The organism is Streptomyces sp. NPDC059828, from assembly GCF_042731955.1.
Lineage (GTDB): Bacteria > Actinomycetota > Actinomycetes > Streptomycetales > Streptomycetaceae > Streptomyces.
The window spans coordinates 1-14,065 of record NZ_JBHWIW010000002.1 but is presented as its reverse complement, the minus strand read 5'-3'; the positions used below and the strand labels follow the sequence as shown (position 1 = coordinate 14,065).

Below are 14,065 nucleotides of genomic sequence, written 5' to 3'. Positions count from 1 at the left end.
CTAGGGGGTATTCCCATCGGGTGTCGGAAGGAGCGGGGTGGGGCGCCCTGAGCACCCCACCCCGGACAACAGCCAGATCCGGCTCGGGTGGGACCCGGTCAGCTCTGGCCGAGCAGCCTGTTCATCCGGGTGATCTCGGCCGTCTGAGAGGTGACGATGCCGCCGGCCATCTTCCTGGCGGGCCCGTACGCGCCCTCGGCCTGCTCGGTCCTGGCCATCGCCACCGCGCCCTCGTGGTGTTTGATCATCAGCTTCATGAAGACGGTGTCGAACGCCGCACCGGAGGACTTCCCGAGCTCGGCCGTCTCCTCGTCCGTCATCATCCCGCCGGATCCGTCCCCGGAGTGCCGGGACGGCTGCGAGTGCGCGGAGTGGTCCATGGCGCCGTCGGCGGGCACCTGCTCGCCCCAGGCGGCCAGCCACCCGGTCAGCGTCTCGATCTCCGGGTCCTGGGCCTTCCTGATCTCCTCGGCGAGTTCCTTCACCTCGGTCGACTCGGCCCGGGTGGCAGCGAGCCCGGCCATCTCCACGGCCTGGCGGTGGTGCGGGATCATGCCCTGGGCGAAGGCGACGTCAGCGTCGCCGTGCGAACCCGGGGCAGCGGATGCGGATGCGGATGCGGATGCGGCCGACGGCGCCGGGGAGTGACCGGCGTGTCCGGCCGGCCCCTGGCTGTTCGATCCACAGGCCGCGAGTACGAGGGCGGCGGCGCCGGCTGCAGTCGCGGCGACGGTACGGCGGATACGGCAGCGGTGTGTGCTCATGGTGGTGCAACTCCTCGAGAACCTTCAGAAGGCGGGAAAGAGAACGCGCGGAGGCACGCCACACCCGGCCCCGGACCGGGGCGGGGTGACGCTCGGGGCGCTCTATGTCCGCAGGAGTTGCAGTTCCGCGAGGTCGGGCGGCGCCCGGCCGGTCGCCGTCATGCCATCACAGCGGCCGGGTCGCGATGCCTCCGGCACGGTGCCCCCACAGGAAGGAGACAGGGCCGGAGGTGCGTACGGGGCGCTCGTGCCGCCGGCGGCGCAGGTCGCGTCGGCATGGTCCGCGTGCCCGTCCGCCGCACCGCCCTGGACGGTGTGCCCGCAGTGATCGACGCCATGACCGGCGACGGCGCCGTGCCGGGCGTGCATGCCCGCGTGCGCAGTGGCGGTGGTCGACGGCCCCGGCGCCAGGCCGTGCATCGCCAGCAACCCGGCCAGCACGGCCAGGACCAGCAGCACCCCGCGCACCGCCGGTCGGCGGCTCGACTGCGGCAGGAGGCTGGTCATGGCGGCATCGTAGCCCGGGTACCTGTGCCTCGTCCGGCGACCGGGTCGCCCCGGTCGCACCCTCCTCACCAGTACGGCGGCTGGGCGACCACGTATTGCCCGACATCAGAGAATATGACGAAATGTCACTGTTCAATGCGGCCCAGCAGGGCTACCAGGTTTCATGGGAGGACTCAGTGACTATCCGCCAGATGTGTCTGCGGACGCGGGGTGGGCTGCTACGGGCGCTGGTGGCCGGGTTCATCCTGGTGGCCGGTCTCGCGCTGCCCGTGCTGGCCCCGGTGGCCGCCCACGCCGTACCACCCGGTACATACGCCTACGTCGCCAACAGCGCCGCGGACACGGTGTCGGTGGTCAACACCGCCACGAACACCATCGCGGCCACCGTCCCCGTCGGGGACAACCCCATCGGCGTCGCCGTCTCACCGGACGGCACCCGCGCCTATACCGCCAACAGCCTCGGCGACTCGGTCTCGGTGATCGACACCGAGACCAACACGGTCGTGGCCACTGTCACCGTAGGCGACTTTCCGGTCGCCGTGGCGGTGTCACCGGACGGCAGCCGCGCCTACGTCACCAACAACGACAGCGACTCGGTCTCGGTCATCGACACCGCCACCAACACCGTCGTCGCCACCGTCCCCATCGGCGCCAGTCCGGTCTGGATCGCGGTGTCACCGGACGGCACCCGCGCCTACGCCACCAACACCGGTGACGACACGGTGTCCGTCATCGACACCGCCACCAACACCGTCGTCGCCACCATCAACGTCGGCGACGGCCCACAGGGAGTGGCGGTCTCACCGGACGGCAGCCGCGCCTACGTCGGCAACACGGAGAGCGACTCGGTGTCCGTGATCGACACCGCCACCAACACGGTGGCCGCCACCATCCCCGTCGGTGACGGCCCGCAGGGAGTGGCGGTCTCAGCTGTCGGCAACCGCGCCTACGTCACCAACGGGGGCGGCGGCTCGGTGTCCGTCATCGACACCGCCACCAACACGGTGGTCGCCACCATCCCCGTGGGCGACGGCCCGTTCGGGGTCGCCGTGTCACCCGACGGCAACCGCGCCTACGCCACCAACACCGGCGACGACACGGTGTCCGTCATCGACACGGCGACCAACACGGTGGTGGACACCGTCACCGTCGGCAGCGTGCCGTTCGGGGTGGCGGTCGGGGTGCTGGCCACCCCCGGTTCCGCGTGGACGCTGCTGAAGGTCACCGCCGACGGTGCCTTCGTGGCGGGTGGCCAGGGCACGTACACCCTGACCGCGACCAACAGCGGCGACGGAGCCACCGACGGCACCACGGTCAGCCTCACCGACACCCTGCCCACCGGGCTGACGGCCGTCAGCCTCTCCGGCTCCGGCTGGACCTGCGTCCTCGACAGTCTCACCTGCACCCGCACCGATGTCCTCGACCCCGGCGCGAGCTACCCACCGCTCACCCTCACGGTCGGCATCGCCTCGGACGCGCCGAAGCAGGTCACCAACACCGCCACCATCACCGGCGGAGGCACCACCGCCACCAGCACCGCCACCGCGACCACCACCATCAAGCGTGCGGACCCCAGGCCCACCCCCAAGCCGAAGCCCCCGCACCAGGACCGTCCCGACCACGGAAGGCCCGACCACGGACGGCCCGACCACGGCGGACACCAGCCAGGGCCCAGGTAACCGGCATCACCGCTCCCCGGGCCCAGGGCCCGGGGAGCACCTGCCTCGCAGCTCGCCCCGCCACCGGGAAGAATCCCCGGGAAGCGCCCGCGTGCCGGGCCCGGAGTCGCCATGATGGTGGGCGCGCGGGCAACGCAAGGGGGGCGAGGCAGGTGGAACATACGCCCGGGAGGATGCTCCTGGCGGAGTACTTCCTGACGGACAGCCAGGCCGTCATCATGATCGCCGGTCCGGAGGACACCGAGCCCGAGCTGGTGACCGTGCCGCACACGCTGGTGCGGGTGCGAGCCCTGGTGGAAAAGCTCAGTGGGACGTTCGAGTCGGCGCCGCGGCGGGCCGAGGCACTGGAGGAGGCTTCGGAGCTGCTGCACGATCCGCTGCTCGCGGATCTGGTGGAGCCGGTCGCCGACCGGCTGGGGCCGGGTGACCGGGTGTGGCTGGTGCCGCATGACGCGCTGCACCGCGTGCCGCTGCACGCCGTCGGCTCCGGCCTCGACGGGCATTCCGTCGCGTACGCGCCGAGTGCGTCGGTGCTGCGGCACTGCCGGAACAACCGGGGTGGCGGCAGGCGGCGGCAGGCGCTGGTGGTCTCGGACCCGGCGGGTGGGCCCGCGCTGACGGTCGGGGCCGCGCAGGCGGAGCTGCTGACCGGGCTGTTCAAGACCGAGACCCTCAGCGGCGAGGACGCAATCGGCGACGCGCTGGCCCGCCGCGTCGGTGCGGCCGACATCCTGCACATCAGCGCGCACGGCGTGTTCGACGCGGCGGCTCCGATGCGTTCGGGTGTGATGCTCGCCGACGGTCTGTTCACCGCCGAGCGCTTCCTCAAGCTCGGACTGTCCGGGACGCTGGTGGTGCTGGCCGCCTGCCGGACGGGGGTCGCCGCTGTGCGGCCGGGCGACGAGTTGCTCGGGCTCGTGCGCTCGGTGCTCCACGCGGGCGCACCTGCCGTGCTGGTCAGCCTGTGGACGGTCGACGAGCTGGCGACCACGATGCTCTTCCGCCAGTTCTACGAGCGCCTCGCTTCGGGCGAGCCCGCCATCGACGCGCTCCGCTCGGCGCAGGAACGGCTCCGTGTGACGACCGCGGGCGATGTGCTGGCCTATCTCGCGTCGGTCCAGGCGATGGCGACCGGGAGCCATGCGGCGGCCCGGCTGCTGGTGGCCGAGGCCCGGATCCGGCTGATGGCCGGCGACTTCACCGGGGCGGCGGCCGCCTGTGAAGCGGCCCTCAGGACGCCCACCGAGCAGCCTGCGGTACGGAGGAGCGCTCAGGGGATCAGGCAGCGGGCGTTGCTGCACCACGGGCAGGCGTCGCCGGACTTCGACCGCATGGTCTACGCCCACCCGTACTACTGGGCCGCTTTCGTGCTCATCGGCGACTGGTACTAGGAGGAACGCGGACGTGAGGTACGAGACATGAGGACCGCTGCGGAGCTCATGACGACAACCGGCTACCGCACGGAGCGCATCCGGCAGGCCCCGGCCGACGCACCCGACACGGTCGTCGTGCTCGACGAGGCGGGGCACCCCCGCTGGGTGGTGGGCCCGTCCGGCCGTGGGCCGGCGGTCGAGATCGGCGCGGACGCCCCGGTCAGCGGGCTCTCCGCGCTGCCCTGCGTACTCGAACTGATCAACGACGGCCTTCCGGCCCTGCTCGTGGTGGACGAGGGGCGGCTGATCGGCCTGCTGGACGCCGCGAGGATCAGGTCCGAGCTCCTGCGGGCACTGGAGGCGGACGGCGACGCCATAGGCACGGTCCTGGACGGCGACTGGGAGCTCTACGGGGCTTTCGCGGCGCCCGTCGGACTCATCCGGGTCAGATGCCAGGTGTGCGGAACCATCGCCGAGGTGGAGGAGTTCCCGATATCCGAGACGCCCTGTCCCGGAGACCAGGGCCATCTGCTCGGCGACACCCTGACGGGGTGACGGGGCGGTATGGGCGGGCTCTTCGACGGCGCGGTCGCGATGCTCGACCGGCGTCAGCTCACCTCGGTATGGCTGCCGTTGACGGCGTTCCTCGCCGCGCTGGCCGCGGTCGCGGCCGCCGGCGCCGGCTGGTCGAGGACCCTGGCGTGGTGGAACGGGCTCACCGGGGAGACCCGGCTGCTCGCCGTGCTCGGTCTTGTGCTGCTCACCGTGCTCGTGGGCCAGCTCCTCGCCGTCGCTCGCCCCGTCCTGATGCGCTGCTACGCGGGCCACTGGTCGGACCTCCGCCCGCTGCGTCCGCTGCGCACCGCGCTGCGCGTCCGTCATCTCGCGGCACAGCGTGCCCGGCGGGCGGACGACCCGGAGGTGTTCCTCACGTATCCGCGTACCGCACAGCGGACCCTGCCGACCCGGCTCGGCAATGTGCTGCGTGCCGCCGAGGAGCACGGCGACCGGTACGGGCTGGACGCGGTGATCGTGTGGCCGCGGCTCTACACCGTGCTGCCGGATCCGTTCCTCGTGTCGTTCGCCCAGGCCGCGACGGCCATGCAGGCGGGCGTGATGGTCAGCTTCCTGGGTGCGGTGTTCTCCGTCGCGGGCGGGACGCTGGCCGTCCTGGTGCTGCCGGGCGCCGGGGCCGCGTGCTGTGTCTGGGGCGGCGCCATGGTCGCGATCCTCGGCTACCGGGGGGCGGTGCGGGCCGCCCGGCCGTATGCCCAGCTCATACGTGCCGCCTTTGACGTCCACCGTCTTCTGCTGATCGAGGCGATGCGGTTGCGGCTGCCGACCAGCCCGGGCGAAGAACGCGCCCAGTGGGAGCAGCTCACCAAGCTCTGGTACCGGGGCGCTCCCGACTACGACCGGGTGCAGGCGCTGCGCTATCCGGTGTCCGATGATCCCTCCCCGGAACCGGTCCCCGCCACCCCCGTTCCGGTCCCTGCCAGCCCTGTTCCGGTCCCTGCCAGCCCTGTTCCGGTCCCTGCCAGCCCTGTTCCGGTCCCCGCCGGCCCTGTTCCGGTCCCCGCCGGCCCTGCGGCCGGGGCGCCCGCGGCGGCCACGGCACCTCCACCGCCTCCGGGACGGGCGATACCGGTCCGGTCGCTGCTGGCCTGCCTGGTCGTCCTGGCCGGAGTAGCCGCGGCGGGTGCCGGCCAGGCGCTGGGGACGGGCGACGACATCCGCGCGACACGTGACCTTCCGGCCTTCCATGTGCTGGTCCCGGACGATCTGCGGGGCGGTGACACGAACCGGCTCAGCGGGCGCTACACCGTGAAGCCCGTGGCGAAGGGCTCGACCCTGCACCCGTCCGTGCTCGGGCCCCGGCTCAGAACGGCGTTGGCGGGGCGAGTGGCTCTGACGGTGCCGGTGCCGGGCGACGCCGCCGCCGGTGTGCGGCGAGGGCAGACGGTCAGCCTGCGGACCGCGAAGGGCACCTTCAGTGTGCTCGTGCTGGACAGCTCTCCCGACAGGAAGTTCCTTGCCGTCGCCGTGCCCTCGACCGAACTCGACGCATTGTCACGCGGCCTCGACGCGGGCCCGGTCCGCCTGGTGCTGCCACTCGGCTGACAGGGCCCGCAGGCCATCGCGCACCCGCTCGTCCAGCAAGTCCCAGCCGGGATCCGGCAGATCGGACCGGACGCGCGCCCGTTCCCGCGTGGCGTCCGCAGCCCGCCCGAACCCGGACTCCAGCACATACCCGGCCGCGGCATGGCACACGGACTCCTCGGCGGGCGAGCCGAGCGCCTTGTAGCGGAGGGCGGCCTCGCGCCATCCGCGCAGGGCGTCACTCCATTCCCCGGCGAAGGTCAGCACAAGCGCCTTGGTCAGGACGAGTTCGGCCTCGACCACCGACCGGGCCGCCGCCAGCGGCTCCCGCGCGGCGACGGGCACACGCGGGGCGACCTCCTCGTCCACCAGCGCGAGTGCCTCGGTGGCCAGCGCGGTCCAGCGCAGCGCGGCGAGACCGGTCAGCGGCTTCCTCAGCACGGGATCCCTGTTCACCTTCAGGTTCACGATCGTGCTCTGACCGGGTACGAAACCGCCGCGCGCCGCATACACGGCCATCCCGAGATACCGCCGTACGAGCCGGAAGTCGGCCGTACCGGACGTGCTCAGGAACCCGTCGTACAACCATGGGCCGAGGAAGTTGTTCAGCCGGTACTCGGCCGCCTGCTGGATCATGAACGCGGCGAAGCGGTCCACCATCCGTCCCGGTGCCGGCCGGTCCACGAGGCATACGACAACCGCCTCCGCCATCAGCAGCGGGGCCAGGGCTTCCGCCGTGCCCTGCGCGGGATGGAACACCACAACCGCCCAGAACGGGAACAGCCAGTGGGCGGTCAGCGCCCGCAACCGCCCCGGCCAGACCGCGCGGACCGCGAGCACGGCGCCGCAGATCAGCAGCCCGCCCGGCCAGCCGGTGAGGAACCCGGTCCCGGACCACCGCGAGGCGAACCAGCCGCCCACGGGCCCGGCCGCCACCAGCACCGCCACCGCGTTGCCCGACGTCATCAGGAACCGGTGGCTCCGGACGCCCCAGCGATGCTCGTGCCGTACTGCCCTGTCCAGCATGGTCAGCTGAGCGGTGAGCGCCGCCGCGGACACCGCCAGGAACAGGCCGTCCAGGCCGTCACGGCCCTGGCTGCCCACCACGACGACCGGCGCGAGCGCCGTGAGCAGCATCGCGCCGTTCCAGAACCGGTCGATGGGCAACGGCGGCCGGGTGAACGGGCCGTACCGGGAGATGCGTACGAGAGCCGCCTGCGGGGACCGCCACCGCTCCGGCACACAGTGCGCCAGGCGTATCCCGTAGCCGGCCACTACGGGCAGGGCGGCCCAGGCCAGCGGCCCCGGACCGGACTCCAGCAGCACCCCCGCGAGCGCGACACCGCACACGACCTCCGGCCAGCCCACGAGGCCGGCGGCCATACCGAGCGCGGCCAGCACGGGCCCTGGCAGGTCGCGGCCCTGCCAGACGAGCACGGCTCCCGCGAGTACGTGCAGCAGGGCGGCGGCCGTCAGCCGCGGGTCACGGCCCGTGGGGACCTCGGCGATCTCTTCGAAGGCGGCATGCACGCTCCCGCGCCTGCGCCGGCGTACGCGCCACTCCGTCTTCGAGCAGACGTATCCGAGCACAACAATCACGAGGCAGAGCTGGCCCGTCGACAGGGACACTGGTATCAGCACCCCGCACAGTGTGACGTCCCGCGCACACGGGCACGCGGCGTTCGGGGAAGTTCGCCGAAGTCAAGGAAGTTCACCGAAGGTCATGGAAAACCGGATATCCCGGTTTTGGCCCGACGTGTTCCCCCACGATGGCCGCATGGGTCTGTTACGCCTGCCGCTCGTGGTCTACCCCTGGTTCACCTGGCTCGTCGTCCTGGAGGCGATCGCAGCGGTCCGGCACGGCTCCGCCGCCCCCGGCGCTCTGCTGATCGGACCGGCGGTGCTGATCGGGCTCATGGTCCAGCTCGACATCTGGTCGGCGCGGGTGCTGAGCCCCCTGGAACGGGCCCGCATGCTCTGCTGGCTGGACGGCCGGAGTGTCGTGCTCGCTCATCTCACCGTCCTGGCCGCCGGGGTGTACCTCCCGACGATCGTGGGCTTCTGGCACCGGCACCCCTGGCTGGGTCGGTACGAGATCGTGCTGGCGCTGCTCCTGGCCGCGTACGCCTATCTGCCGGGCTATGCGGCCGTGTCCCGGGTCCCGCTGCTCGGGACGCTCTGCGCCGCCCTCGACACGATCCTCCTCCGGAAGGGTCTGGCGGTGTTCCTCCTCGGCATCGCCTCGGGAGACCCCGGCATCGCATCGTTCGCGGCCTGGCTGGTGGCCTTCCAGCTCCTGGTCCAGCTCCACCAGCTCTTCGTCAGCACGGTCCAGCCGCTGTGGGTGTTCCGCAGGGCCGACGCGCACCACTACTTCGCCGGAACCCCCGCCTACCGGCGCAGGGTCGCGGACCTGTGGCTCGAGGAGGACGTGCGCGGGGAGGCGTTCCCGCGCCTGTATCTCGTGCACTCGCTCTGCGACGAGGCGATAGCCGTGGCCCAGGTCAAGGACCCGCACCCCGGGATGGCCCGCTACCTGAAGGGCGACAAACGTGCCGGCCAGGCGGCCAGGTCCTGGCTGAACGCGGCGTCGGAGCTGCTGGCGCAGGCACGGCGGGCGCTTCCCGACCAACTTGAGCCGACCCAGCGGCGGGCCCTGGAGCTGGCCGAAGCCCACATCATCCGCTTCCGTGTCCATCTGGACGTGAGCCGCGGCCGTCAGGAGCGAGCACTCAGAGACCAGCGCAAGGTACGCGAGTTGTGGTCCCGGCACGGTCTGCACAACCTCAGCGCGAACAACCTGTGCGTCGAGCTCACCGGCGCCCGCGCCGAGGGAACCAAGCCGGTGGTACCCGAACGGGCCCTCGCGGAGCTGGAGCAGCATCTCGAGCAGCCGGGGCTCGTGCCGTACGTCCGCTGCTCACTACTGCTGCTGGCCGCCGAGTACGCGACGCTGACCGGCGACGGCGAACGGGCGAAGTCGATGCGCGCACTGCGGCACCAACTGGTCATCCACCGCTCCGACTTCCACATGCTCAACCGCGAGCAGCGCGCCGCCGGGATGCCCGCCTTCAAACCCGTCCGGTACCGGCTGACCCTCGCCTCACTCGAAGCCCTGGACGCCCGCACCCGGGGAGCCGCCCTGGTGCCGGACGATGCCGCCCGTCCCCCGCGGATCCTCCTGTCCGAACTGCCGGGCGGGCAGGCAGGCGCGCAGGCGGCGGCCGGGCTGCGGATGTGGCTGGACGGCCGGCCCACCGGGGCCGCCGAGCTGCTGAGCGAGGCGGTGGAGCTGCTCCAGCGCGACGGTTTCCACTCCGACGCCTTCAACGTGCTCGTCCAACTCGGCACCGCACAGCGCTCGATCGACCCCGGCGCCGCGTACGCCACCCTCACCCGGGCCCTGCGGCTCCAGCAGCGCCTGCGCCTGGGCCTGAACAGCAGCGGTCTGCGCCTCGCGACCGGTGCCACCACGGAACAACTCGCCCGCACCCTGACGGACCTTCTGCTGCGTACGCTGCCGGGCCCCGCGCAACCCGGTCTGACCGTCTTCGAGTTGGCCGAACTGTCACGCTCCCGGGTCCTCCTCGACCAGCTCGGGAAGCTGAGTCGGGTGGGCGCGCGGGCCACCGCCCAGCCCATCACGTACCCGGCCCTCAGAGACCTCCTGACCGAGGCCAGTACACACACATCAGTGATGACTCAGTCGAACTAAGTACCACTTTCGATAATTTTCGATCCAACCGCTACAGAAGGCGATTCGATCCCTACGCTGTGGAAACTGACGACATGGGGGGAACATGTTTCTGTCGCGCAAGGCAAGGAGTCCGCGGCCCGTGGTGCCGCTTCCCGACTCCGAGGCCGACGACTGGGTCATCCTCGAAGGTGCGGGACGCGGGGTCTTCGAGGTGATGCTCCGCGATGCGCACACGGACAGCACGGACGTCGCGGACGTCACGGACTACGAGGAGCTGTTCGAGGAGTTCCGCGACGACCCGCAGTCCGTACTGCGGCCCGCGGTCAAACCCCCCGTGGCCTCCGGCATCACCGTGTCCGCCGCGTTGCTGTACGTCCTCCCCCTGACGGCCTGGCTCTTGAAGGTGTCCGCCGAACGCGCCGCGGGCCAGGCCGTGGACGCCCTCGGCAAAGCGACCCGCGCAAAGCTCGGACACCTCCTCAGGCGCCGCCGCGACGACGGAGCACCCGAGGACGCACCGGATACCGCGGCAGGGCAGGGCACGGACGCCGGAGCCGGGCCGGACGCCCTGGAAGCCAACGAGGAGCGGGCAGTCCTCACCGCGCTGGCGGCGTACGCCGAGAGCCTCGGCGCCGATGCCGCCGAGGCCCGCGAAGTGTCCGAGGCGATCATCAGGTTCCTGCGCGGCCGCGGAGGCGCGTCCAGTGACGGTCAGTGAGGCCCGAGAGGCGGCTGCCCCGGCGAGGGAGGCGGGGAGCACCCAGGCGCCCGCACCCCGGAACGGACCACTGTCGCCCACGGGTGCCCGCTATGTACTGCTGATCGTCACCCTGGTACTTGCCGGCGCCTTCGCGGGCCAGGTGGTCCACGGACTGGTGCTCGGGCAGTCGTGGGGCGCGGCCGCGCAGCAGTGCATCACGGACGCAGGACGGCTCTTCCCCGGCTCCGTCCAGGAACAGACGGGGTACCAGCTGCGCTGCATGGGACCGCTGCAACGCCGGCAGGCCATGGTCTCCCTGGCGGGGTCAGCGGCGGTGCTGCTGCTCGGGGCGGCGGGTCTGTGGTGGCTGCCGCGCCGTCTGATGCGCAGGGCCGCGCGGAAGACCGCGCCTGCGCGCTGGCAGTCGCTCGCGCGCGGGGTCGCCGCCGAGACCGGCGTCAGGCACGCACCGCGGGTGGTGTGGGGCGCGCACAATGTGCGGCAGGCGTTCACGCTCGGCCACGGAAGGCGCTCCCGGATCATCCTGCCGCGGGGAATGCTCCTGCTGCGCGGCGAAGGGGCCGAGGCGATCATCCGGCACGAGATCGGGCACATCACCGCGGGCGACGTCACCTTGGTGTGGCTCACCCGTGGTGTGTGGTGGGCGCTTGTCCCCGTGCTCCTCACGGCGCCGCTGGTGGCCGCGGTGCAGGGCTGGCGATGGGCGGACACGACCCCCTGGGGGATGCTCGCCGATCCCTTCTGGGCGGAGTACGGCATAAGGGCCCTGGTCCTGGTGGTGATCGCCGTACTCGTCGCCCAGATGATCATGCGATCGCGTGAGCACGAGGCGGATCTGGCCGCCGCGGGCGGCCGGTCGCTCGCCCCCTGGGAGGCTTTGCTCGACGGGGCGGGGCCGTCCGTCCGCGGACTGCTCGGTGCGGCGCGCGCCGACCATCCGACCCACCGGCGCCGTCTGGCCGTGCTCCGCGACCCGCGCACGCGGCTGCGCCCGACCGTCCTGGACACCCTTGTCGTCGGCCTGCTCGCCGCCGTACTCCTGGACTCCGTGGACGGCCTCGCCACCCTCGTCCTGTTCGGAACGACCTGGAACGCGGCACCTGTCGGGGCCATGACCGCCGGTCTGCTCCTGGCCGTCGGCTGGGGCGTCGCGGTGTGGCGCGACGCCCTGGCCCGGCACGACGGCACCGCAGCCCCGCCACTGCTCCACCTCGTACTGGGCCTGAGTGCGGCGGCCGGGCTGATGGTACGTCTCCAGGGCACGGGTACCTCTGCCGACGGCCCCATGCGCGGATGGCCGCTGCTGATCGTCCTCCCTGCGGCCGTCGTGGGGGCCGCGGCACTGAGTTCCGCGTTCGCGCGGCTCTGGAGCCGCACAGGGGTGCCTGGCCAGTTGACCGTGGTTGCCGTCAACACACTTCTGTTCGGCGGGGCGTTGTGGATCGCGCTGGACTTCTGCACCTACCTGCAGGGATTCTCCGTGCCGAACGCGGCCCTGTTCGCCGGTCCCTACTCACCTTCAGGCGCCTACAGGGCCGTCGCGGTGGCGGTGATCGCCGTGGCGACCGGGTGGTCCGTCATTCGCCCCACCCGCCGGTACGGGCCCCACTGGCTCCCCGCGCTGACGATCGCCGCTGCCATCGTCGCCGCCACGGCGGCCCGTCTGATGTCCTCGTCGTCCGCAACGGCGGCGGGGGATCCGACCGTCGCATGGCGACTCGACGCGTTGACCGCGGTGTGTGCCGGGGTCGTCTGCGCCCTCAGCCTCCTCGCGCTCCGCGGCTCCGAAGGCCTCGGCCATGCCCTCTACGCAGCGCCCGTATCCACCTTTCTCACGGCGACCGCGCTGTGGGCGGCCCACTTCGGTTCCTGGGGCCACCCCTTCGAGGTCTGGGCCACCCTGCATATCGAGGCCTCCCTGTCCGGCCTCGCCGTCGCCCTTCTCGTCCTGGCCGTGCCCGGGGGCCTTGCCCCTTCGTGGGCCTCACGTCACCGAGCCGTACCCGTCGTGGCCGTGAGCCTCACGGCGATCGCGGCCGCCGCCGCCGTGCTGGTGCTCCAGCACTCCGGGGACGCGTTGCTGGTCCGGTAACGTCGCCGCTCGGTTCTCGTGAGTCCGTCGGTTCCGTCAGTTCCGTCAGCTCCGGGCGAGCAGACCGCGGCTGCGGAGTACCCAGCGTTCCAGCGGGCTGAAGACCAGCAGGTCGATGGTGACGCCGACGATCAGGATGAGGATGATCGCGAGGAACACCCCGGGCATGTCGATGTTGTTGCGGCCGTTTTCCAGCAACTGGCCGAGTCCCAAGCCCAGTTCGGGAGAGGAGGCGATGATCTCGGCGGCCATCAGGGAGCGCCAGGAGAAGGCCCAGCCCTGCTTCAGTCCCGCCAGGTAGCCCGGGAGCGCGGCGGGCATCACGATGTGCCAGGTGCCCTTCAGGCCGGTGGCGCCGAGGGTCCGTCCGGCCCGCAGGAACAGCGGCGGCACCTGGTCCACGCCCGACACCAGGCCGTTGGCGATGGACGGCACGGCACCGAGCAGGATCACCGCGTACATCATCGAGTCGTTCAGCCCGAGCCACAGCACGGCCGGCGGCACCCACGCCACCGAGGGTAGCGTCTGCAGTCCGGAGAGGACCGGGCGGACCGCGGCACGGACGAACCTCACCCGGGCGACGACCAGACCGAGCGGTGTGCCGATGGCCAGGGCCAGCAGGAAGCCGAGCAGACCGCGCGACACACTGGTCCAGATGACATCCAGAAGGGTGCCCTGAAACCACATCTCGCGAAGGCCCGCCCAGACGGCCGATGGTGCGGGCAGCCTGTCCGTGGTCGTCAGCTGCGAGGAGACGAGGAGCTGCCAGCCGACGAAAACCAGCGTGATCGCCAGGGCCGGCGGAAGCACCTTCCGGGCGAGAAGCTCGCGGACGGGCGTACGGCGGGCCTCGACGCTGTCGAGCGCGTCCAGACCGGCTTCAAGACCGGCAAGGTCGTCGGTGTCAGCTGCCACCTTCCCGTTTGGGCCGGCTGTTTCGGCTGCCTTGGCTGCCTCAGTTCGCTCAATTGTCTCAGTGCTGGCCATGGCGGCGGATCTCCCCACGGAGTTGTTCGGTGATCTCGACGGAGAGTTCAGCGACGGCGGAGTCTTCGATGCGGCGTGGCTGGGGGATGTCGACGGTCCATTGGTGGGCGACGCGGCCGGGGCGTGAGGAGAGCAGGACGACGCG

Annotated in this window: 11 protein-coding genes and 1 pseudogene; 7 read left to right on the top strand and 5 right to left on the bottom strand. The window is 71.8% G+C overall.

Features of this window, described 5'->3' with window-relative positions:
• Positions 1 to 98 precede the first annotated feature (98 nt).
• Positions 99 to 764: a DUF305 domain-containing protein gene (locus ACFV6V_RS01025; protein ID WP_385557166.1), complete on the bottom strand. Its 666-nt coding sequence runs from the start codon at positions 762 to 764 to the stop codon at positions 99 to 101.
• A 102-nt stretch (positions 765 to 866) separates the two neighbouring features.
• A complete protein-coding gene (locus ACFV6V_RS01020) occupies positions 867 to 1,271 on the bottom strand; it encodes a DUF6153 family protein (protein ID WP_385557163.1) in 405 nt (134 codons plus the stop codon).
• A 122-nt stretch (positions 1,272 to 1,393) separates the two neighbouring features.
• Here ACFV6V_RS01020 and ACFV6V_RS01015 point away from each other — a divergent pair, with 122 nt between their 5' ends.
• The 4 genes from ACFV6V_RS01015 (at position 1,394) to ACFV6V_RS01000 (ending at position 6,444) form a co-directional block, all read left to right on the top strand.
• Positions 1,394 to 2,950, top strand: coding sequence for a beta-propeller fold lactonase family protein (locus ACFV6V_RS01015; protein WP_385557160.1), 1,557 nt, complete (start codon positions 1,394 to 1,396; stop codon positions 2,948 to 2,950).
• 173 nt (positions 2,951 to 3,123) lie between these two features.
• Entirely contained in the window at positions 3,124 to 4,341 is a 1,218-nt protein-coding gene (locus tag ACFV6V_RS01010; RefSeq protein ID WP_385557157.1) for a CHAT domain-containing protein, read from the top strand.
• A gap of 27 nt (positions 4,342 to 4,368) precedes the next feature.
• Complete coding sequence (locus ACFV6V_RS01005; RefSeq protein WP_385557153.1) at positions 4,369 to 4,878, top strand: hypothetical protein; 510 nt, start codon at positions 4,369 to 4,371, stop codon at positions 4,876 to 4,878.
• A gap of 9 nt (positions 4,879 to 4,887) precedes the next feature.
• Positions 4,888 to 6,444 carry a hypothetical protein gene (locus tag ACFV6V_RS01000; RefSeq protein WP_385557150.1) on the top strand — a complete coding sequence of 519 codons (1,557 nt, stop codon included), beginning with the start codon at positions 4,888 to 4,890 and terminating at the stop codon, positions 6,442 to 6,444.
• Here ACFV6V_RS01000 and ACFV6V_RS00995 read toward each other — a convergent pair.
• The gene (locus ACFV6V_RS00995) at positions 6,394 to 8,064 is read right to left on the bottom strand and encodes a hypothetical protein (protein ID WP_385557148.1); all 1,671 of its coding nucleotides are present in this window, start codon (positions 8,062 to 8,064) and stop codon (positions 6,394 to 6,396) included. The two genes, ACFV6V_RS01000 and ACFV6V_RS00995, sit on opposite strands and share 51 nt — an antisense overlap.
• A gap of 136 nt (positions 8,065 to 8,200) precedes the next feature.
• Here ACFV6V_RS00995 and ACFV6V_RS00990 point away from each other — a divergent pair, with 136 nt between their 5' ends.
• The 3 genes from ACFV6V_RS00990 to ACFV6V_RS00980 all read left to right on the top strand — a co-directional run bounded on the left by ACFV6V_RS00990 (position 8,201) and on the right by ACFV6V_RS00980 (position 12,933).
• Positions 8,201 to 10,138 (top strand): hypothetical protein, encoded by a 1,938-nt coding sequence (locus ACFV6V_RS00990; RefSeq protein WP_385557145.1) that lies wholly within the window; start codon positions 8,201 to 8,203, stop codon positions 10,136 to 10,138.
• Positions 10,139 to 10,259: 121 nt separating this feature from the next.
• Positions 10,260 to 10,838: a hypothetical protein gene (locus ACFV6V_RS00985; RefSeq protein WP_385557142.1), complete on the top strand. Its 579-nt coding sequence runs from the start codon at positions 10,260 to 10,262 to the stop codon at positions 10,836 to 10,838.
• The gene (locus ACFV6V_RS00980) at positions 10,825 to 12,933 is read left to right on the top strand and encodes a M48 family metalloprotease (protein WP_385557140.1); all 2,109 of its coding nucleotides are present in this window, start codon (positions 10,825 to 10,827) and stop codon (positions 12,931 to 12,933) included. Before ACFV6V_RS00985 ends, ACFV6V_RS00980 begins: the two co-directional genes overlap by 14 nt.
• Positions 12,934 to 12,978: 45 nt before the next feature.
• Here the strand turns inward: ACFV6V_RS00980 and ACFV6V_RS00975 are convergent, their stop codons facing one another.
• Together ACFV6V_RS00975 and ACFV6V_RS00970 are read right to left on the bottom strand one after the other, a co-directional pair.
• Positions 12,979 to 13,920: an ABC transporter permease gene (locus tag ACFV6V_RS00975; protein ID WP_385557137.1), complete on the bottom strand. Its 942-nt coding sequence runs from the start codon at positions 13,918 to 13,920 to the stop codon at positions 12,979 to 12,981.
• Positions 13,907 to 14,065: pseudogene (locus tag ACFV6V_RS00970) on the bottom strand (ABC transporter ATP-binding protein); the annotation flags it as partial. The pseudogene ACFV6V_RS00970 and the gene ACFV6V_RS00975, both read right to left, overlap by 14 nt.

Excerpts from the sequence above, each read along its gene's own strand:
- ACFV6V_RS01025 (WP_385557166.1), bottom strand. The coding sequence starts at position 764 with ATGAGCACACACCGCTGCCGTATCCGCCGTACCGTCGCCGCGACTGCA.
- ACFV6V_RS01015 (WP_385557160.1), top strand. The coding sequence starts at position 1,394 with ATGTCACTGTTCAATGCGGCCCAGCAGGGCTACCAGGTTTCATGGGAG.
- ACFV6V_RS00975 (WP_385557137.1), bottom strand. The coding sequence starts at position 13,920 with ATGGCCAGCACTGAGACAATTGAGCGAACTGAGGCAGCCAAGGCAGCC.
- ACFV6V_RS01010 (WP_385557157.1), top strand. The coding sequence starts at position 3,124 with ATGCTCCTGGCGGAGTACTTCCTGACGGACAGCCAGGCCGTCATCATG.
- ACFV6V_RS01005 (WP_385557153.1), top strand. The coding sequence starts at position 4,369 with ATGAGGACCGCTGCGGAGCTCATGACGACAACCGGCTACCGCACGGAG.
- ACFV6V_RS01000 (WP_385557150.1), top strand. The coding sequence starts at position 4,888 with ATGGGCGGGCTCTTCGACGGCGCGGTCGCGATGCTCGACCGGCGTCAG.
- ACFV6V_RS01020 (WP_385557163.1), bottom strand. The coding sequence starts at position 1,271 with ATGACCAGCCTCCTGCCGCAGTCGAGCCGCCGACCGGCGGTGCGCGGG.
- ACFV6V_RS00990 (WP_385557145.1), top strand. The coding sequence starts at position 8,201 with ATGGGTCTGTTACGCCTGCCGCTCGTGGTCTACCCCTGGTTCACCTGG.